Source organism: Gordonia rubripertincta, assembly GCF_038024875.1.
Lineage (GTDB): Bacteria > Actinomycetota > Actinomycetes > Mycobacteriales > Mycobacteriaceae > Gordonia > Gordonia rubripertincta.
Genome location: NZ_CP136136.1, coordinates 658638 through 677954 on the forward strand (window position 1 = coordinate 658638; position 19317 = coordinate 677954).

General features: G+C 67.1%; 17 protein-coding genes and 1 pseudogene. 10 read left to right on the top strand and 8 right to left on the bottom strand.

Going from position 1 to position 19317, the window contains the following annotated elements:
- Positions 1 to 15 precede the first annotated feature (15 nt).
- Positions 16 to 1521, top strand: a complete 1506-nt coding sequence (locus tag RVF83_RS02860) for a Mur ligase family protein (protein WP_005197984.1) — start codon at positions 16 to 18, stop codon at positions 1519 to 1521.
- A gap of 166 nt (positions 1522 to 1687) precedes the next feature.
- On the opposite strand, the gene RVF83_RS02865 is transcribed toward RVF83_RS02860, so the two are convergent.
- Positions 1688 to 2425, bottom strand: coding sequence for a tyrosine-protein phosphatase (locus tag RVF83_RS02865; RefSeq protein WP_005197983.1), 738 nt, complete (start codon positions 2423 to 2425; stop codon positions 1688 to 1690).
- A 67-nt stretch (positions 2426 to 2492) separates the two neighbouring features.
- Here RVF83_RS02865 and RVF83_RS02870 point away from each other — a divergent pair, with 67 nt between their 5' ends.
- Positions 2493 to 3125, top strand: a complete 633-nt coding sequence (locus tag RVF83_RS02870; RefSeq protein WP_005197982.1) for a flavin reductase family protein — start codon at positions 2493 to 2495, stop codon at positions 3123 to 3125.
- On the opposite strand, the gene RVF83_RS02875 is transcribed toward RVF83_RS02870, so the two are convergent.
- From RVF83_RS02875 to msrB, 3 genes are all read right to left on the bottom strand, one after another.
- Positions 3122 to 4072: a PfkB family carbohydrate kinase gene (locus RVF83_RS02875; protein WP_005197977.1), complete on the bottom strand. Its 951-nt coding sequence runs from the start codon at positions 4070 to 4072 to the stop codon at positions 3122 to 3124. The two genes, RVF83_RS02870 and RVF83_RS02875, sit on opposite strands and share 4 nt — an antisense overlap.
- Before the next feature lie 118 nt (positions 4073 to 4190).
- The gene (msrA, locus tag RVF83_RS02880) at positions 4191 to 4739 is read right to left on the bottom strand and encodes a peptide-methionine (S)-S-oxide reductase MsrA (protein ID WP_005197972.1); all 549 of its coding nucleotides are present in this window, start codon (positions 4737 to 4739) and stop codon (positions 4191 to 4193) included.
- On the bottom strand, positions 4736 to 5209 hold the full coding sequence (gene msrB / locus RVF83_RS02885) for a peptide-methionine (R)-S-oxide reductase MsrB (protein ID WP_005197970.1): 474 nt from the start codon (positions 5207 to 5209) through the stop codon (positions 4736 to 4738). The genes msrA and msrB overlap by 4 nt, the downstream gene beginning before the upstream one ends.
- Before the next feature lie 222 nt (positions 5210 to 5431).
- Here msrB and RVF83_RS02890 point away from each other — a divergent pair, with 222 nt between their 5' ends.
- Entirely contained in the window at positions 5432 to 6838 is a 1407-nt protein-coding gene (locus RVF83_RS02890) for an amino acid permease (RefSeq protein ID WP_005197966.1), read from the top strand.
- 93 nt (positions 6839 to 6931) lie between these two features.
- Here RVF83_RS02890 and RVF83_RS02895 read toward each other — a convergent pair whose 3' ends face one another.
- Positions 6932 to 8665, bottom strand: coding sequence for a PEP-utilizing enzyme (locus tag RVF83_RS02895; RefSeq protein WP_005197964.1), 1734 nt, complete (start codon positions 8663 to 8665; stop codon positions 6932 to 6934).
- 272 nt (positions 8666 to 8937) lie between these two features.
- On the opposite strand from RVF83_RS02895, the gene surE reads away from it, so the two are divergent.
- Positions 8938 to 9726, top strand: coding sequence for a 5'/3'-nucleotidase SurE (gene surE, locus RVF83_RS02900; RefSeq protein ID WP_005197963.1), 789 nt, complete (start codon positions 8938 to 8940; stop codon positions 9724 to 9726).
- A gap of 98 nt (positions 9727 to 9824) precedes the next feature.
- Here the strand turns inward: surE and RVF83_RS02905 are convergent.
- The 3 genes and pseudogenes from RVF83_RS02905 to RVF83_RS02915 all read right to left on the bottom strand — a co-directional run.
- Positions 9825 to 9995 (bottom strand): annotated as a pseudogene (locus RVF83_RS02905) (MarR family transcriptional regulator); the annotation flags it as partial.
- Positions 9996 to 10201: 206 nt separating this feature from the next.
- The gene (locus RVF83_RS02910; protein WP_005197962.1) at positions 10202 to 10831 is read right to left on the bottom strand and encodes a MarR family winged helix-turn-helix transcriptional regulator; all 630 of its coding nucleotides are present in this window, start codon (positions 10829 to 10831) and stop codon (positions 10202 to 10204) included.
- Complete coding sequence (locus RVF83_RS02915; RefSeq protein ID WP_005197961.1) at positions 10828 to 12399, bottom strand: AMP-binding protein; 1572 nt, start codon at positions 12397 to 12399, stop codon at positions 10828 to 10830. Before RVF83_RS02915 ends, RVF83_RS02910 begins: the two co-directional genes overlap by 4 nt.
- A 165-nt stretch (positions 12400 to 12564) precedes the next feature.
- Between RVF83_RS02915 and RVF83_RS02920 the strand changes: the two genes are divergently transcribed.
- From RVF83_RS02920 to RVF83_RS02945, 6 genes are read left to right on the top strand one after another with little or no spacing between them, the layout of a single operon-like run.
- Complete coding sequence (locus RVF83_RS02920; RefSeq protein WP_005197960.1) at positions 12565 to 13764, top strand: cytochrome P450; 1200 nt, start codon at positions 12565 to 12567, stop codon at positions 13762 to 13764.
- A complete protein-coding gene (locus RVF83_RS02925; protein WP_005197953.1) occupies positions 13761 to 15215 on the top strand; it encodes an aldehyde dehydrogenase family protein in 1455 nt (484 codons plus the stop codon). Before RVF83_RS02920 ends, RVF83_RS02925 begins: the two co-directional genes overlap by 4 nt.
- The gene (locus RVF83_RS02930) at positions 15212 to 16036 is read left to right on the top strand and encodes an SDR family oxidoreductase (RefSeq protein WP_005197942.1); all 825 of its coding nucleotides are present in this window, start codon (positions 15212 to 15214) and stop codon (positions 16034 to 16036) included. The genes RVF83_RS02925 and RVF83_RS02930 overlap by 4 nt, the downstream gene beginning before the upstream one ends.
- A 13-nt stretch (positions 16037 to 16049) precedes the next feature.
- Complete coding sequence (locus tag RVF83_RS02935; RefSeq protein ID WP_005197941.1) at positions 16050 to 17534, top strand: pyruvate, phosphate dikinase; 1485 nt, start codon at positions 16050 to 16052, stop codon at positions 17532 to 17534.
- The gene (locus RVF83_RS02940) at positions 17531 to 18244 is read left to right on the top strand and encodes a TetR/AcrR family transcriptional regulator (protein ID WP_005197940.1); all 714 of its coding nucleotides are present in this window, start codon (positions 17531 to 17533) and stop codon (positions 18242 to 18244) included. Before RVF83_RS02935 ends, RVF83_RS02940 begins: the two co-directional genes overlap by 4 nt.
- Positions 18241 to 19284 (top strand): ferredoxin--NADP reductase, encoded by a 1044-nt coding sequence (locus RVF83_RS02945; protein WP_005197939.1) that lies wholly within the window; start codon positions 18241 to 18243, stop codon positions 19282 to 19284. The genes RVF83_RS02940 and RVF83_RS02945 overlap by 4 nt, the downstream gene beginning before the upstream one ends.
- Positions 19285 to 19317: the final 33 nt, after the last annotated feature.

Here is a 19317-nt window from a genome sequence, read left to right on the forward strand (position 1 = left end):
GGGTACCTCCGGTGGATGACGCTCCCGATTCGGGTGAGCCCGGAATCGGGCATGACCGTCGATCGGCTCGCCGAGTATCTCGGAACGCCGATCGTCGGTGATCCCCATGCCGGCTACCGGATGGTTCGTGACCTGGTCGATGACTCGCGCACCGTCCGCCCGGGTGATGCGTACCTGGCGATTCCGGGGAGTCGCTGGCACGGACTCGATTTCGAACACGAGGTGGCGGCCGCCGGCGCGGTCCTGGCGATCAGCGACCGACCGTCGTCGGTACTCCCCACCCTGATCATCGACGAGCCGCGAAAAGCGATGGGACCGTTGGCGTCCTGGTTCCACGACGAACCCTCCCGCGACCTCCGCGTCTTCGGTGTCACCGGTACCAACGGCAAGACCAGCACGACCCATTTCATCGACGCCGCACTCACCGCGGCGGGCGAATCGGCCGGACTCATCTCCGGCGCACGCATCCGGGGCCCTGGCTACGACCTGGTACCGACACGCACCACCCCCGAGGCACCGATGCTGCAGCGAACGCTGGCGACCTTCCGACGGCACGGTGTCACCGGGTGTGCAATGGAGGTCTCCTCCCACGCCGTCGACCAGCACCGCGTCGACGGCACTGCCTTCCGCGTCATGGCCTTCGCCAACCTGAGCGACGACCACCTGGACTATCACGGCTCGATGGAGAGCTACTTCGCGACCAAGGCGTGCATGTTCACCGTCGATCGGACGCAGATCGCTGCGATCAGCATCGATGACGACTGGGGTGCACGCCTCGCAGCGGGCACTGCTCCCGAGACGTGGACGTGCTCGGCACAGGATGCCGCCGCCGACGTGTACGCGACCGACATCCGTTGTGCCGACACGGGAACCCGGTTCACCGCTCACACGCCGTACGGCGTCGGCGTCATTCACTTGCAGACCCTGGGCCCGCACCAGGTCGCCAACGCGCTCCTCGCCCTCACCAGCGTGGTGGCCGACGGGGTCGACGTCGCGGCGGCCGCAGAAGGGATCTCGTCGGTGACCGGTGTCGCGGGCCGCTGTGAACCCGTCCACGCCGGCCAGTCGTTCGTGGCGATCGTCGATTACATGCACAACACCGCAGGTCAGCATGCGCTGCTTCCCTACCTGAAATCGCTCGCGAGCGGACGGTTGATCCTGGTGGTCGGCGCGACCGGCGGACGGGATCCCGGCAAGCGCCGACCGCTGGGCCAGGTGGCAGCACAGCACTCAGATGTCGTCATCGTCACCGATGAGAGTCCGGAGGACGAGGACCCAGACGCGATCAGAACCGAGGTTCTACGAGGAGCGCGCCTCGGGGACTCCGCAGTGGTCGTCGAAGAACCGGATCGCCGAGCCGCGCTCACCCGGGCGGTGTCCATGGCGGGCCCCGACGACATCGTGGTCGTGACCGGGCGCGGGAGCGACACCTTCCGGCGGTACGGTCCGCACACGTCCTTCTTCGACGACCAGGCCGAACTGCGACGAGCCATCGTGAAATCACTTGACACGCAGCCCTGATGCGGCCTGCGGTCATCGAGTCCGCCGACTTCGCGACGCACCCGGGTTTGACGCGGCATAGCGTCGGGCATACGCCTCGCGGAGGAATGCACCACCCCGACGTTCCTCCGCCAGGCCCGTCGGGCGCCCACCCCTTGACGCCCGACGGGCCGACTGCGAGATCGCCCTACCCGGGTGCCGTGCCGGGCGCGAATCGTGCCACCCAGCCCTCGAAATGACCGACGTCACCACCGTTGGCCCGGAACCAGCCCCACGGGCCGCCCCGGTGCCCGGTCACGGCGTCGACGACAAGATCGATCGCCTCCCGCGGGGTACGCAGGATCGGCGCATCGAGCGTCATGCCTCTCGGAACCCGGTCGCGGTGCTGCAGGCGCGCGAGGACCCCGGCGATGTTCTGCTCGGTCTGCTGATAGTCGGCGACGATCGCGGCTTCGTCGACACCGGCGAGGAGTTCGGCGATCGCGATGATCACGCCGGTGCGGTCCTTACCGGCCGCGCAGTGGACGAGGGTCGAGCCGGCCGGGTCGAAGGCATTCAGGGCCGCCGTCAGCCGATGCCCGCCGGTCTGCATCATCGCCGTGTAGATGTCGGTCAGTGCGGTGTCGGCGAGGCGGTCCACGCGTGCTCCCGACGACACCTGACGGTGCACCAGTCGGACCTCCGCCGGCCACGTCACCCGCACTGCACCCGACTCGGACGGGTCACGCAGGTCGACCACGGTCGACGGCGGCCACGCCACACCGACGGGATCGTCGTCGTCCGGGTAGGGCGCGTCACTGCGGATCAGCACTCCCGGCGAGGTCGTTCCGCCGGAGACGAGCGGCAGTCCCCCGAGATCGCGGATGTTCGCGAGAGATCGCAGAACCCGGTCGGCGTCGCGCTCACCAGCACGGGAGAAGGTCACTCCGGCCTCCGTCGTCTCGCCCGGTCCATGTCCGCTTCACCGTACCCCGGTCACGTACGGTGAAGCGATGAGCCGGTACCACTCGTACGCCCCCGCAGAGGGGCATCGTCTCGCTCACGACCCCCTCAACGCGATCATCGCGCCGCGTCCGATCGGCTGGATCTCCACGGTGTCCGACGCCGGGGTGCGAAATCTCGCTCCCTACAGCTTCTTCAACCTGTTCAACTACACCCCGCCGATCATCGGCTTCGCGAGCGTCGGCTGGAAAGACACTGTCGCCAATGCGAAGTCGACCGGCGAGTTCGTGTGGAACCTCGCGACCGATTCGATCGGCGAGAAGATGAACGCCACCTCGGCCGCGCTCCCCCCGGACGCCGACGAATTCGAGCACGCCGGTCTCACCGCCCTCGACTCCGAACTCGTACGCCCGGCCCGGGTCGCGGAGAGCCCGGTCGCCTTCGAGTGCCTGGTCACCGACGCCTTCCAACTGCGTTCGGCCGCAGGAGACTCCGTCGACACCTGGATGGTGCTCGGCGAGGTCGTGAAGGTGCACATCTCGACGGAGTTGCTGACCGACGACCTGGTCTACGAGACCGCCCGTGCCCAGCCGCTGCTACGCGCCGGCGGTCGGGGTGACTACTTCCTGCCCAGCAACGAACACCACCGGTACATGGAGCGGCCGAAACCTCTGTCGCGCTAGGTTGCCGACGCGGCGTGCGCGATGGCCTCGGCGGTCGGCATCCCGGTACGCGCCCCGACGTGGGCCACCGACAGCGACGCCGCTGCCGCACCGCGCCGCGCTGCCGTGACGAGGTCGTGCCCGGCTGCCAGTGAAGCGGCCAGTACGCCGTTGAAGGTGTCGCCCGCGCCGGTCGTGTCGGCCACCGACTCGACCTCTCCCGCCGGCACCGATGTGACGCCGGCACGGTCGACGACCAGGACTCCATCAGCGCCCAGCGTGACCACGACGGTGACGTCGAGGTGCTCGGCCAGCGCCGTTGCCATCTCGGCTGCGGCCGGGTCGCGCCGGTCGCAGGGCAGGGTCTGCGCGTACAGGTCGCGCAGTTCCGAGGAATTCGGCGTGAGGAAGTCCGCGACCGAGAGCACCCCGACGAGCTCCTGGAGGACCGGCGCCGGATTCACGACACATGGGATGCCGTGCTCAGCAGCAGCTCTCACCGCTTCGACCGCGGCGTCGGGAGCTATCTCGGTACTGATCAGCACACATCCGGCACCCCAGTCCGCTGCTCGGGCCACGGCTGCACGCACACTCTCCGGGGCGACCCGGGCGTTCGCTCCGGAACCCACCGCGATCTGGTTCTCGCCGGACGGGTCGACGACGATCAGCGCCGCGCCGGTGGAGACGCCGTCGATCCGGGCAACCTCGGTCACGTCGACTCCCTCGTCCGCCAGTCCGCCGAGCGCGCCCGCACCCATCTCGTCGTCACCGACCGCGCCGCAGTACCGAACGACGGCTCCGGCGCGCGCTGCCGCCACCGCGGCATTCGCACCCTTACCGCCTCCATGACTGCTCACGCCCGGACCGACGACGGTCTCCCCGGGAGCCGGGAGTCGCTCGGCGGCGACAACCAGGTCGACGTTCACGGCCCCGATCACTAGCACCTTCGCCGCGTCGGCATCGGTCATGTCGGCTCCTTCGATCAGCCCGGTGGTCTGGCGATTGTGGCATCTCGGCCTCGACCCCTACCTGCTGTCGATCCAAGTCACCTCTGCCGATCCACCGGCCTCGACCGGTCCTGGTTGCTCACGGCGTGGTCGACGCACCTCGTTTCGGCAGCACCCAACCCGCACGCGGGAAGTGGCAGGTGTATCCGTTCGGGTAGTTGAGCAGGTAGTCCTGATGCTCGGGTTCGGCCTCCCAGAACGGACCCGCCGGTTCGATCGTCGTGACGGCCGGCCCCGGCCACAGACCCGAGGCGTCCACGTCGGCGATCGTGTCCCGGGCCACCTGCTCCTGCTCTGGACTCAGCGGGAAGATCGCCGAGCGGTAGCTCGTCCCGACGTCGTTGCCCTGACGATCGCGGGTCGTCGGATCGTGGATCTGGAAGAAGAACGCCAGGATGTCCCGGTAGGTCGTCTCGTTGGGGTCGAAGACGATCTCGACGGCCTCCGCATGACCGGGATGGTTGCGGTAGGTGGCGTGGTCGTTCAGTCCGCCGGTGTAGCCGACGCGGGTGTCGAGGACTCCCGGCTGCTTGCGGATCAGGTCCTCCATCCCCCAGAAACATCCGCCGGCGAGGACTGCGGTCTCGGTGCCGGGGCGAACGGTGATCTGACCGGTGTCGATGGTCATGCGGTCTCCTCTTCGATGTGGGTTGTGGTGCGGAACAGCTCGGTGTACTCGCCGTATCCCTCGGCCTCGAGGTCACCAACCGGGATGAAGCGCAGCGCAGCCGAATTCATGCAATAGCGCTGTCCGCCGGCATGTCGTGGACCGTCGTCGAAGACGTGGCCGAGGTGGCTGTCGGCGCCCGACGAGCGCACCTCGGTGCGGCGCATCCACAGGGTCCGATCGGTCTTGGTGGTCACCGCGGCGTCGTCGATGGGCCTGGTGAAACTCGGCCATCCGGTGCCGCTGTCGTACTTGTCGGTCGACGAGAACAGCGGCTGGCCCGAGACGACGTCGACGTAGATGCCGGGCTCGTGGTTGTCCCAGTACTCGTTGTCGAAGGCGCGCTCGGTGCCGTCGCGCTGGGTGACGCGGAACTGCGCGTCGGTGAGGCGATTCAAGGCCTCGGGGGTCTTGCGGTATTCGTTGCTCACGATTCCTCCTGTCGACGCCGGCCGCTCGTCGGTCTGGCGGAGCTCGTCCGGCGTCACCGTGCACAACAACGCCGGGTCGTGATTTGGTCCCGCGTCCTGTCAGGCCTCCGAGATCGCCGACTGACCTGCACAGATCGGACAATTCAGGCTGGTGAAGTCGCGTTGTTGCGCGGGTTTACTCTGAACCCCGCCAACCAACACCGGCGGTCAGGAGTTCTCCACGTGACGATCGAGCAGGGCAACGCCGAACCGGGTGTCGACGAGGGATACGAACGCGGGCTCACCGCGCGCACCGTCCAGATGATCGCCATCGGCGGCGCGATCGGCACCGGCCTGTTCTACGGGTCGGGCGGCGCGATCGAGAAGGCGGGCCCGGCGCTGGTCCTGGCTTACGCACTCGCCGGCCTCGCGATCTTCATCGTCATGCGAGCGCTGGGCGAGCTGCTGATCTACCGTCCGATCTCGGGCGGCATCAGCGAGTACGCCGACGAGTTCCTCGGACGCTTCGCCGGCTTCAGCCAGGGTTGGACGTACTGGGCCGTCTGGACCACCACGTGCATGGCCGAGATCACCGTCGCCGGCAAGTACATCAACTACTGGTGGCCGTCGATCCCCGTGTGGGTGACCGCACTGGTCGCGCTCCTGGTCCTGTTCTGCGCCAATCTCATCTCCGTCGGGCTGTTCGGCAGGGCCGAGTTCTGGTTCTCGGCGATCAAGGTGACCGCCATCCTCGGCATGATCGTCGTCGGCATCGGGGTGCTGCTGCCGATCTCCGGCTTCGGCCCCGAGGTCGGGCCGTCGGTCTCCAACCTCTGGGACCAGGGTGGGTTCTTCGCCACCGGCTTCAGCAATGCCCTGCTCAGCCTGCAGATCGTCATGTTCGCGTACGTCGGCGTCGAGCTCGTCGGCGTCACCGCGGGTGAGGCCGAGAACCCGCGGGTCACGCTGCGCAAGGCGATCAACTCGGTGCCGTTCCGCATCGGCATCTTCTACGTCGGCGCGCTGTTCGTGATCCTGTCGGTGCGCAGCTGGAAGGACTACCAGGAGGGCGAGAGCCCATTCGTCTCGGTGTTCTCCTACATCGGCATCCCCGGCGCCGCGGGCATCGTGAACTTCATCCTGCTGACCGCCGCCCTGTCGTCGTGCAACTCGGGCATCTACTCCACCGGCCGCATGCTGCGCTCGCTGGCGCACACGGGCGACGCCCCGAAGCAGCTGACCAAGCTGTCGAACCGCAAGGTGCCGGCCGCGGGGATCACCCTGAGCGCGGCCGTCATGGTCCTCGGCGTCGTCGTCAATGTTCTCGACCCCGAACACGCCTTCGCGTACATCACCGCCGTGTCGACGGTCGGGATCATCGTGATCTGGTCGACGATCCTCCTCTGCCAGCTTGCGTACCGGCGCAAGGTCGCGCGCGGCGAACTGCCTCCCTCCGACTATCGCGTGCCGGGTGCCCCGGTCACGACGTGGCTCGCCCTCGCCTTCCTCGCGCTCGTCTTCGTGCTGCTGTTCTTCGACCAGGACGGTCGGATCGCACTCATCGTCGGCGCAGTGTGGTTCGCAGGCGTCGGCATCGGATATCTGGCGTGGACCCGCAATGCCGGGGAACTGGCGGACCGCGAGGTCTGACGATCAGCCGACGAACGAACCCGGATCAGATGGACGGGCGGCCCCGACGGAGATGTCCGTCGGGGCCGCCCGGGTTCGGGGCGCCGAGTCCGGTCAGAGAAGAGTGACCGTGCCGGAGGTGCCGTCGACCTCGACCATGGCTCCGTCAGTGATCCGCCGGGTGGCTTCGGTGGCCGACACGACGCAGGGAATGCCCAGCTCGCGACTGACTATCGCAGCGTGAGAGAACGGGGCGCCCACGTCGACGACGACCGCAGCGGCGGCGACGAACAGCGGAGTCCACGACGGATCGGTGATCGGTGCGACGAGGATGTCACCCGGCTCCAGGGCCGAGGGATCATCGGGATTCGTGAGAACCCTGGCGCGGCCGCGCGAAGTGCCGCCACAGGCGGGAACGCCGGTGATGGTGTCACCGCTGGATGCGGCAGCGACAGTCGATTCCGAACGCAGTGGCCATTCGCTGACCGGGGGCGGGGTGCCGTCCACGACGAACGGCGGTGTGCGATCGAAGAGGTCGAGGTAGACCTTCTCCCGCTCCACCAGGGTTTCCCGGTAGGACTCCGGGTTCTCGAGGAAGTCCGGCAGTTCGTCGGCGAACACCATGAAGATCTGGCGGCTCGAGTCGATCGCGCCCTTGTCCGCGAAGCGACGACCGAGTTCGAGAGCCGGTAGACGGAGCTCGTGGATCAGCATGGCAGCGGTGGTTCGGCCTCGTTCGCGGCCTCGCATCCACAACGCGGACGCATTGAGAACCGCCTCGAACTGCGCGGAGGCTTCCGCGTCGGCGGCCAGGGTCTCACGGATCGCCGCTGCTGCAGCATCGCGTTGCGCGGCGCGCTCGGCGGACTTCGCCTCCGGCGCTTCGTCATCCGAGACATCGCGCATCCGATCGATGGTCGCCAGGGCCAGGTCCGGGTCGACGCCCCAGGTGATGGCTCGGATCTCCCACTCGGCGGGGCCACGGAAATCCCAGTCGGCGAGGAACGTGTCGAGCTCGGCGGTGAACTCCGCTACCGCGGCCGACTCGGAAGCCCTGAGCTTCGCGTAGAGGCCCTTGGTGCCTGCGTCGAACAGAGCCGCGACGTCCGGATGCTGAGCCCGACGGCTGAGATCCCACATACGCAGCGAGGGGCCGGCGGAATCGACGTTGCCGAGTCCCGCGACGAGGGTGAGGGACTGTTCCGGCTTACCGACCGCCTCGGCCAGCTGTGCGATGGCACCGAGCCCGACACCGGACTTCAGGCTCGCCTCGATGTGATGCTTGAAGAGTCGACGCAAGAGGGTCTCGAACGACTTCATCCGCTCGACCAGCTCGGCGTCGGACAGCGTGGTCATGTCCGGCCGATTTCGACGGATCGCGTCGACCTCGTCGCGATCGGCGTCGTAGGCGGCGAGGTCGGTCGCGCCGAGAACCTGCTCGGCGAGCCACGCGCCGGCCTTGGCCTCGTACTCGGGGCTCTGGTCGAAGTCCCGCTTCTCACTCTCGTAGCTCGGGATGCCCGGCATGTCGCCGAAGTACTGCAGGTCGACCGCCTCGGCACCCATGCCCGGTACCCGCACACCGAACAGGCGCATCAGGGACATGTTGATGTAGAGGTAGCTCCCGAAGGCCGGAAGGATGTTGAAGTCGACCGAGTCGTCGTAGAGGTCGTCGTCCCACACCCCGCACGCGATGAACGCATCGCGCCATCCGGGTTCAAGAGTGTGCTGGAACCCGAGGGAAGCGTTCAGCGGGGTGATCGGGTCCGGGAAGATCTCACCGACGTTGGCGCGGGAGTACAGCGGGAAAACTTTCGAGGTCTCGTTCGAGATCGGCCAGGCAGTCATGTGTCCGGGCGTCCTTCCGTTTTGTTTTGGGTCAGCGGCCGAATCCTCGAACCGCTTCCGACATCGCGCCGCCGGCTTGGCGGTTAGCGAACGCTGTGTCACATTATTCTGTGACACCACTCACGTTGTCAACCACTCGTAGCTGCTTGTCGCCCGCCTAAACACGCGATTTCGTCCGGCGACTCCGTCCCTACTGGACACAGATGTGATGAGTGAGTCACTATTTACGGCAGGCACGCCGGTGATGACAGGCTGCCGAGAGGAGAAGTCTGATGCGAGTGCTGGTCACCAACGACGACGGATACGACGCCGATGGGTTGATCGCGGTCGCGTCGGCGCTGATCACGGCGGGACACGAGGTGGTCGTCGGCGCACCTAGTTCCGAGCGCAGCGGCAGTGGCAGTTCGTTGGGCACCATCGAGGACGGCGCGCTGATTCCCACGACCGAGCACCGGCTCGCCGAACTCGGTGACACCCCGGTGTTCGCGTTGGACTGTCCGCCGGCATTGACGACGATCGCGTTCTGCTCGGGCGCGTTCGGACCGCCGCCTGAGCTCGTGGTCAGCGGCATCAACGAGGGCCACAACACCGGACGCTCGATCCTGTTCTCGAGCACGGTCGGGGCCGTCCTCGCCGCGCGCGTGGCCGGAGTCGGGGGCATCGCGGTCAGTTGCGGCTTCGCCCCGCGTAGCCGCTACGACACCGCCGCGGCGGTGACCGAGCGCATCGTCGGGTGGATCGCCGATTCCAACGCCCCGCGAATGACGTTGAACGTCAATGTTCCTGACGTCGACTTCGCCGATCTTCGTGGTATCCGGATGACCTCGCTCGCCGCCAGGAGCATGTTCTCCCTTCGACTCTCACGCACCGAGAACGCACTGCTGATCAATCGTGTGCTGCGAGATGCCGGCTTCCGCGAGGGCACCGACAGTGCCGCCGTGGCCGACGGTTTCGTCTCGGTGTCGGCGTTGCGCGGAGTCGACGCGGACACCGAGCCCCTTCGCGACGCGGACGCAGCGGAGCGACTGGACGACGCATTGGGTCTGACGCGACTCGCCTGACAGCGCCGAGCAACCTGTACACCGATTGAGCCGCCCGTCACCAGGTGACGGGCGGCTCAATCGACATGGATCTCAGTCGCTGCTGCCGGACCGAGTCCTCACTCGTCACCGGCGCCGCGCTCGCGGCCCGACGTCAGCAGCAGGTCTTGGTGCAACTCCATCCAGATGTCGTGGTAGCTGTCGTACATCGGACGGGCGAACGCCGCGGTGTCGCCGTCGCGCACCTTCTGCAGTGCGACCGACAGTCGGGCGCTGTACCGACCCAACCGGTCTCGGTGTCGGCGTTGCGCGGAGTCGACGCGGACACCGAGCCCCTTCGCGACGCGGACGCAGCGGAGCGACTGGACGACGCATTGGGTCTGACGCGACTCGCCTGACAGCGCCGAGCAACCTGTACACCGATTGAGCCGCCCGTCACCAGGTGACGGGCGGCTCAATCGACATGGATCTCAGTCGCTGCTGCCGGACCGAGTCCTCACTCGTCACCGGCGCCGCGCTCGCGGCCCGACGTCAGCAGCAGGTCTTGGTGCAACTCCATCCAGATGTCGTGGTAGCTGTCGTACATCGGACGGGCGAACGCCGCGGTGTCGCCGTCGCGCACCTTCTGCAGTGCGACCGACAGTCGGGCGCTGTACCGACCCAACCGGGGAATGTCGGCGCCGACCGCATCCAGCGCAGCGGAGACCCGCTCGTGAACCTCGCCCAACTCGGCGACGACAGATGCGTCGTAGTCGGGATCGGTGTGATCGTTGGGCGTTTCGTCCGGACGAACCTGCCACGCGGAGCAGATTCTCTTGAAATCGCCGTTGATCGGCCCGAAGGCTTCGTGGAACGTACCTACTGCCACACGCTCGGAATCACCGAGCACGAACTCCGCGGCCAACCGCTCGTACTCCTCGCGGCCTGCCGGAGTGATCATCGTGCCGGAGATGCGTCCGCCCTCACGGCGCAGGACGAAGCCCGATTCCCGGAGCGCATCGACCGTCGCGGTCAACGTGTCGGAGGCCAGACCCGTCAGCGCAGCCAAGGCCTCGTCACTGGCGAGCCCTTTCACCTTGAGGGCGTGCAGCACATCGAATTCGGCGGTTGAGGTCTTAGTCGTCATACTTTCTCTCCTTGAAACGTCGACGGGCTGGGCAACTGTTGCGAATCGGGGACCTTCGACGAACCGGGGCCGGCGCCCTCGTCCGCGGTGGCGAAGCGGTCGACCAGTGTGCGCTTGTCGAGCTTGCCGGTGGGTAGGCGGGGTAGGTCCGTGGTGAATTCGACGGATCTGGGCGCCTTGAAGTGCGCCAGGCGCTCGCGCGCATGGTCGATCAACTCGGCCTCGGTGACCACCGCTCCGGGGCGCACCTCGACGACCGCCTTGACCGACTCGCCGAACTCGGCATCCGGGACACCGACCACCGCCACGTCGGCGACGGCGGGGTGAGCCATCAGGGCCGTCTCGATCTCCTCGGGGTAGATGTTGACCCCGCCCGAGATGATCATGAAACCACGACGCCCGACGAGATAGAGGAAACCCTCGTCGTCGAGGTACCCGATGTCCCCCATCTGCTTCAGTGCCGGACGGGAGGCGTCACCGGAACCGGTGGTGGCCTCGAAGCAGACTGTGCCCTGTTCGCCGGGGTCGACGTCGGCGCCGTCGGCGTCGGTGACGTGCACCCTGGCAGCGCCGAGGGGGCGGCCGACCGACCCGGGGTGCGACTGCGCCTCCAGCGGCGAGATGTAGGTGTGGCCATAGCCTTCGGAGGCTCCGTAGTACTCGTGGAGGATCGGCCCCCACCAGTCGATGATCGCCGCCTTGACGTGCGGCGGGCACGGGGCACCGGACGTGAAGGCCACCTGGTGACGGGGCGAGAGCGCGATGGATTCCCGATCCGGTAGACGCAGCAGGCGGACCAGCATGGTCGGCACCCACTGTGAGTGGGTGACGCCGTGGTCGACGATCGCCCTCATCGCCCCTGCGGCGTCGAACCTCTCCATGCACACCACCGTGCCGCCGGCAGCCAAGGTGATCAGTTGGAACGTGAACGGCGCCGCGTGATAGTTGGGTGCCGGGGAGAGCAGGACAGAGTCGGCACCGACCCCGAGCTTGTCGACCAGCCCGGAGTGTCGGCGCGGCGCCTTGGAGGGATGTACTCCGAGCAGTGGCTGGGCGAACCGTTTCGGGCGCCCGGTGGTCCCGCCGCTGTAGAGCACTCGCGCACCGAGCAACTCGGTTTCCAGCGGGTCGGTGGATTGATCGGCGAGGGCCGTATCCCACTCGACACACCCCTCGACCGCCCCGTCGGCGCACACGATCACCGGGTGATCGTCGGTCGTGCCGCCCACCGCGGCGACCACCTGCCCGGCGAGCGCAACGCTGGTGACTATCGCCGCCGGACGGTCCTCACTGATGAGTGCCGCCAACTCGGCAGGCTTGAGGTGCCAGTTGACCGGCGTCACGTAGAGGCCACTGCGCATCCCGGCGGCCACCGCCACCGGCCAGGCCAGGTTGTTCTCCATCACCAACACGACCGAGCCGCCCGGGCCGACGCCGCGCGACTGCCAGAATCGAGCCAGCTGGTTCGATCGTCGATCGAGCTCGGCGTAGGTGATGCGCTCCCCCGACCCCGCCATCACATAGGCGATGGCGTCGGGGCGGTCACGCACGGTCGACGGTGGGTACACGTCACTCCTGATTGCGAATCGCAAGTCGCATTGCTCACCCCCGGACGATCAGCCGGTTATCGCAGGCAAGCAACCTCGGACTTTTCTCTTGTTGTGGTTCACAACACACCATAGACTATGGTTTAGTGAAAGTGCAGTCACAAACCAGAGTCTTTTGGAGACGACATGACAATCGCTGACAACATCGACTTGATGGATCTCAGCCCCTTCGCCGCGGGCGTCGACCACGAGCTGTTCGCACAGCTGCGCGACACGGACCCGCTGCACTGGAACGCCGAACACGATGGCCCGGGATTCTGGTCGGTGACCCGCTACGAGGACATCAAGGCCGTGGCCTCCAACGCCGAAGACTTCACTGTCACGCAGGGTACCCAGATCGCCAGTCGACGCGCCGAAGGAGAGGGTGCGCGCAGCATCCACCACGTCGACCCTCCCGAGCACGGCAAGCTGCGCGGCATCGTCACCCCACATGTGCGGCCCGTGAAGCTCAAGTCGCTCGAAGGCGACATCGCCGCCGTCATCGACGAACTCCTCGATGCCCACACCGGCACCGGTGACGTCGACTTCGTCGCATCCATCGCCGCGCAGCTCCCCCTGGTGATGATCGGGCGCCTCCTCGGCGCACCGCTCGAGGACTGCCCGAACCTGTTGCGCTGGACGAACCAGATGGCCAGCGAGGATCCCGACTACTCCGAGGGACCCGAAACCGCGGTGAAAGCGCGTGACGAGGTCTTCGACTACTTCCGCGGGCTGGAGAAGCTCCGCCGTGAATGCCCCGCCGACGATCTGATCAGCGTGCTGACCGCGGCCGAACTCGACGGTGTACCGCTCAGCCGTGGCTACCTCGACGCCTACTACCTGATCCTGATGGTCGCGGGCAACGAGACGACGCGCAATCTGCTGTCGGGCGGGGTCAACGTCCTGTCCGAGAATCCGCAGTGGTGGGACTTCATGCGTGAGAACCCCGCCAAGATCCGGGTGGTCGTCGAGGAGATGGTTCGCTGGGTCTCGCCGGTCCTTTCCATGCGGCGCACCGCAACCCGCGACCTCGAGATGCACGGCAAGACCATCCGCCAGGGCGACAAGGTCGTGATGTGGTTCTGCTCGGCAAATCGCGACGAACGCGCCTTCGAGAACCCGGAGACGTTCGTCGGCAACCGCTTCCCCAACGAGCACGTCGGCTTCGGGTGGGGCGCGCATGCCTGTCTCGGCTCGAACCTCGCGCGGATGGAAGCACGGCTGTTCTTCACCCGCGTCATCGAGCGCGGACTGGACATCAAGGTGCTCGATCAGCCGAATCGATTGCAGAGCAACTTCTTCCGTGGCATCAAGTCGCTCCCGGTCCGGATCGAAGCAACCCGATGAGCGCTATCGGCGAGCAGGAGACACCCGCCGGCGTCGGAGCGGGTCCCGCGGCCCTGATCGAGGACCGCGTCATCGCCGATGGCGCACCGATCCCGGTGATCAACCCGTTCACCGACCGCGCGATCGGTACGACCCATGAGGCCGGTGGTGCCATCGTCGACGAGGCCGTCGCCGCAGCCGTGGCCGCCCTGCCGTCATGGTCCCGGACCAGCGCGGCGCATCGGGCAACGGTGTTGCGTGCGACCGCGGATCTGATCGATCACCATGGTCACCGGATCGCGGCGACCGTGACCTCCGAGATGGGAATGCCGACCGCTCTGTCCACCGCCACCCAGCAAGTGCTGCCTGCATCGGTCCTGCGCGCCACCGCAGACGCTGCCGAGCGCTTTCCCTGGGAGCAGACCGTGGACGGCGCGATCGTGCGCCGCGTTGCCGGCGGCGTCGTCGCGGCGATCACACCGTGGAACATGCCCGTACATCAGATCATCGCCAAGGTCGCCGCCGCCTTCGCCGCCGGCTGCACCGTGGTGCTCAAGCCCTCCGAGGCGACGCCCTTCGATGCCGCACTGGTCCGTCGGTGCTTCCTCGAAGCCGGGCTTCCCGCAGGCGCATTCGCCATCGTGAACGGCACGGGACCAGAGACCGGGCAGGCGTTGTCGTCACACCCGGACATCACCCATGTGTCGTTCACCGGTAGCGTCCGCGGCGGAAAAGCGGTCGCTGCGGCGGCCGCAGAGTCACTGGCCCGGACCACGCTCGAACTCGGCGGCAAGTCACCCGCCGTGGTGCTACCCGACGCCGACCTCGACGCCGTCGTCCCGAGGATCCTGGCCTCCGGGCTGGTCAACTCCGGCCAGGCCTGCAACGCGACCACACGACTCGTGCTCCCCGCCGCGCATGCCGACCGCATCGAGCAGCTGATCGGCGATGCGCTCGCCGAACTCGTGTTCGGCGACCCGACAGCACCCGAGACCACCCATGGTCCGCTGGCATCAGCCGCGCACGCCCGCCGAGTTCTGGACCACATCGATCTCGCCCGGCACGACGGTGGTCGCGTGATCGCCGGTACCGGAGAGCAACTCGGCATAGGCAACTCCCGCTGCTTCGTGGCCCCGATCGTCTTCGGTGATCTCGACCGCTCCGCGTCCGCGGTGCGCGAGGAGATCTTCGGACCGGTCCTGGTGGTGCAGTATTACCGCGATGTGGCCGAGGCGATCGAGGTGGCCAACGACAGCCAGTACGGCCTGTCCGCCGAGGTGTGGTCCGCAGACCGGGATCACGCGGTCGAAGTCGCGACACACCTCGAGGTCGGCCAGGTCAAGATCAACGGGGTGCGTACCCGCGAACGGCCCACCGTCCCCTTCGGTGGGGTCAAGAACTCCGGCTACGGACGCGAACTCGGCAGTGTGGGTATCGCCGAGTTCACCGAGGTATCGGCGGTGATGGCATGAACGACGCCTCCTCCATCGCACGTACGGTGATCGTCACCGGCGCCGCGTCGGGAATCGGTCTGGCCCTGGTGAATCGGCTGCTCGACCGAGAGCCGGACACCCGCGTCATCGCGATCGACATAGCCGCCTGCCCGGACGATCGCGCGCACTCCCTCCGGTGCGACCTGTCCGACCTGGCGGCCATCGCAACACTGGATCTACCCGACCACGTCGACGCATTGGCCAACGTCGCCGGGGTGCCGGGCACCGCGCCGGCCGAGACCGTCCTGGCGGTGAACACCCTGGGCCTGCGGGCGCTGACATTCGCTGTGCTCGAGCGGATGTCAGGAGGTGCGGTCGTCAACGTGGCCTCGATCGCGGCACACCGGAACAGCCTGGGGCACGACGACATCGTCGAACTCCTCGAGGTCCGCGACCGCGACGAGCTACGTGAATGGCTGGACCGGACACAGCTAGACGGCCCGGCGGCCTACGACACGTCCAAGCGTGCTGTCGTGGATTGGACCATCGCCTTGTCGGCGTCTCTGCAGGCCCGAGGTATCCGCGCGCTGTCGGTCAGTCCCGGACCCACCGACACCCCGATCCTCACCGACTTCGAACAGTCCATGGGCGTCGACGCCATTGCACGATCGGCATCGATGGTCGGCCGCCATGGCACCGCCGCGGAATCGGCGTCGGTGATCGACTTCCTGCTCAGCCCTGCTGCAGACTGGGTCAACGGCATCGACGTCCCGGTCGAAGGCGGACTCACCGCGCTGCGTTTAGCAGCCCTCCCCACCCCTCTGTCCCAGCCTCGAGCTCGGGTCGACACCACCAAGTGAAAGGACCACTCTGATGAACACACCCGCTGTCCTGGCACTGGACGGGACCGCTCCGGCCGACCGGGAGTTGCTTGGAGGCAAGGCCTACAGCGTCAACCGCATGCGGTCGCTGGGGCTGCCGGTCCCGCCGGCCTTCGCCATCACCACGCCGGTCTGTGCACGGTTCCACGACAACGGAGGCCAGCTCCCCGACGAGGTGTGGGACGAGGTCGTCAACCAACTGCATGTCCTCGAACAGCAGACCGGAAAGACTTTCGGCGCCGGACCGTTTCCCCTTCTGGTGTCGGTGCGTTCGGGTGCCGCGCAGAGCATGCCAGGGATGATGGACACCGTCCTCAACCTCGGTCTGACCGAGCAGCTGACCGCCGAGCTGGCCGAGGCGACCGGGGACCACGACTGGGCGCGCGACACCTGGGCGCGGTTCTGCGCGGGATACGGCGAGATCGTTCTCGGTGACGCCACGTCCGCACCCCCCGCCGATCCGCACGACCAGTTGCGCGAGGCCATCGGCGCGGTGTTCCGCTCGTGGACCAATGAGCGGGTCACTGCGTATCGCCGCCACCACGGACTCGGCGAGGGCGGTGGCACCGCGGTGACCGTGCAGGCCATGGTGTTCGGGAATCGCGACGAGCAGTCCGGCACCGGTGTGATCTTCAGCCGCGACCCGGCCACCGGCGACCCTCAGCTCTTCGGCGAATGGCTTTCGCAAGCACAGGGAGAGGACGTGGTCTCCGGAGAACGCACTCCGCAGACGATCGATCAGTTCCAGGTTCACTCCCCGCAGCTGCACCAGGATCTGAGTGCGATCTCGGCCACTCTGGAAGCCGAGCATCGCGATCTGGTCGACATCGAGTTCACCGTCGAGAGCGGCACGCTCTACATGCTGCAATGTCGATCGGGCAAACGGTCTGCACGTGCGGCGGTACGCATTGCCGTCGATCTGGCCCGTGAGGGCCTCATCAGCCGCGAGGAGGCCGTCTCGCGGATCAGCGCAGAGCAGGCCGAGACGCTCGCGCAGCACAACTCGGCCGACGCGTGCGCCGAACTGCTCGCCTCGGGCACGGGCGCAGGACCGGGAGCCGCCGTCGGCGTCGTCTACACGGACACCGACGCCGCCTGCATCGCGGCCGCCGAGGGCGAACGCGTGGTCCTCGTGCGCCCATCGACCTCCCCGGCCGATGTCCCGGCGATGTTCGACTCCGTCGCCGTGGTCACGGAGGTCGGCGGAACCACCTCTCATGCCGCACTCGTGTGCCGCGAGATCGGCGTGCCGTGCGTCGTCGGCTGTGGGATCGGCCTCTCGCAGACCTTGGCGGGACAGACGGTCACCGTCGACGGTACGACCGGAAAGGTCTACGCAGGCGACGCATTGAACTCCGGGGACACCAGCGACGAGTATCTCGACGAACTGCTGTCGTTCCTCCCCGACACCTTGCCTGATGACCATCCGCTGAAGGCACTACAGGCAGCGCGGTCGCTGGAAGCAGCGACCCGATGAGTACCGAGACCGGCCCGGACACACGCGAGCACGACGGGATCAACGCGGCCTATTCGGCGGCCGGACTGCTCGACGAGACCGCGGTCTCGACCAAACGCGCCAACAAGCGCGGTGAACAGACCCGCGACAAACTGGTGAAAGCGGCCACCGAGTGCTTCACCGAGTACGGATACACCCGCACCCGCATCTCGGACATCACCCACCGCGCCAACGTTTCTCAAGGCAACTTCTACCGTCACTTCGTAGGCCTGGACGACATCTTCCTCGCGGCTCTCCGGCCGTCGCTGCAGGAACTGGCCACCGCCCGGTTGCGGCCCGACCGAACCCACGGTGAGTTGGAATCGCTGATCGAGGTCAACACGACATATCTACAGGCCTACGCCCGTAGCCGCCACATGCTGCGCCTGCTCCGCGAGGCCGCCGCGGCCAGCGAGAACCCGGGATTCAAACAGTTGTGGCTCAACCTTCGTGGAGACTTCGTCCGACGCACCGAACGTTGGCTCGAACGCCTCGTCGCGAGCGGCGCGATCGAAAGCTGTGACACCAATCTGCTCGCGGAGACGCTGGGATGTGCCACCGAACAGATGGCCTACATCCATGTCGGGCTGCCGACTAGCACCCCTCGACGAGAGCGACTCGAAGCACTCGGCACCGCACTCGGCGAACTGTGGTACCGAGCCATTCCCCTCATCTCCAGGACCACCACATGACCCAATCGACCATCTCTCCCGTCGCACGGACCCTCGGCATCGACGTGACCGTCACCGCGGTCATCGACGAGACCCCGGAGGCCCGCACGATCGTGCTGGACTTCCCTGCCGGCACCGACTATCGGCCCGGACAGTTCATCACCGTCCGTATCCCCAGTGACCGCACCGGCCCCGTCGCCCGCAGCTACTCCCTGTCCACGGCCCCGAACGTCGACGCCTCCCCGGCGATCACCGTCAAACGAACCCGCGGCGGCTACGGGTCGAACTGGTTGTGCGACAACGCCGAACCGGGATTGGTGCTGCATATCCTCCCACCGTCGGGCGTCTTCACGCCACGGTCCTGGGAAGGACCGCTGTACCTCTTCGCGGCCGGCAGCGGGGTGACCCCGGTGATGTCGATCCTGCGTTCGGCACTGGCGGAGCACGACACCGACGTGGTGTTGTTCTACGCCAACCGCGACCATGAGTCGACCATCTTCGCGAGCGCGATCGACGAACTGACAGCTCGTCATCCCGCGCGACTGACCGTGAACCACTGGCTCGAAACCGAGCGGGGTCTTCCCACCGCGGATGCGGTCAGCGGAGTCCTCACCGACGCAGTCGGTACGGGCGAAGCGTTCATCTGTGGCCCAGCACCTTTCATGGACCTCGTCGAGCACGCCCTGCGGGCACACGGCATCCACCACGACCGGGTACACGTCGAGCGATATGTGTCGTTGACCGGGGATCCGTTCACGCTGGACGCTCCCGTTCACGAGGGCTCCGGCGCATCGGAGATCACGGTCACCATCGACGGAGACGTCCGAGCCATCCGGTGCGGCACGGACACCGTCCTGCTCGACGCGCTCCTCGCCGCGGACGTCGACGCCCCGTACTCGTGTCGCGAAGGGGACTGCGGGTCGTGTGTGGCACGCCTGACCGCCGGAGAAGTAGACCACGGCAACGGGATTGCACTGGAACCCGAGGACATCGACGACGGCTACCTGCTGACCTGTCAGGCGACCCCGACGAGCGACCGCATCGGGATCGAGTTCGACTGAACAACTCTCAGACCTGATCCGATCCGGTCATCG

Coding starts and splice junctions, on each gene's coding strand:
- RVF83_RS02860 (WP_005197984.1), top strand. CDS start 16: ATGACGCTCCCGATTCGGGTGAGCCCGGAATCGGGCATGACCGTCGAT.
- RVF83_RS02870 (WP_005197982.1), top strand. CDS start 2,493: ATGAGCCGGTACCACTCGTACGCCCCCGCAGAGGGGCATCGTCTCGCT.
- RVF83_RS02875 (WP_005197977.1), bottom strand. CDS start 4,072: ATGACCGATGCCGACGCGGCGAAGGTGCTAGTGATCGGGGCCGTGAAC.
- msrA (WP_005197972.1), bottom strand. CDS start 4,739: ATGACCATCGACACCGGTCAGATCACCGTTCGCCCCGGCACCGAGACC.
- RVF83_RS02895 (WP_005197964.1), bottom strand. CDS start 8,665: ATGACTGCCTGGCCGATCTCGAACGAGACCTCGAAAGTTTTCCCGCTG.
- surE (WP_005197963.1), top strand. CDS start 8,938: ATGCGAGTGCTGGTCACCAACGACGACGGATACGACGCCGATGGGTTG.
- RVF83_RS02910 (WP_005197962.1), bottom strand. CDS start 10,831: ATGACGACTAAGACCTCAACCGCCGAATTCGATGTGCTGCACGCCCTC.
- RVF83_RS02920 (WP_005197960.1), top strand. CDS start 12,565: ATGACAATCGCTGACAACATCGACTTGATGGATCTCAGCCCCTTCGCC.
- RVF83_RS02925 (WP_005197953.1), top strand. CDS start 13,761: ATGAGCGCTATCGGCGAGCAGGAGACACCCGCCGGCGTCGGAGCGGGT.
- RVF83_RS02930 (WP_005197942.1), top strand. CDS start 15,212: ATGAACGACGCCTCCTCCATCGCACGTACGGTGATCGTCACCGGCGCC.
- RVF83_RS02935 (WP_005197941.1), top strand. CDS start 16,050: ATGAACACACCCGCTGTCCTGGCACTGGACGGGACCGCTCCGGCCGAC.
- RVF83_RS02940 (WP_005197940.1), top strand. CDS start 17,531: ATGAGTACCGAGACCGGCCCGGACACACGCGAGCACGACGGGATCAAC.
- RVF83_RS02945 (WP_005197939.1), top strand. CDS start 18,241: ATGACCCAATCGACCATCTCTCCCGTCGCACGGACCCTCGGCATCGAC.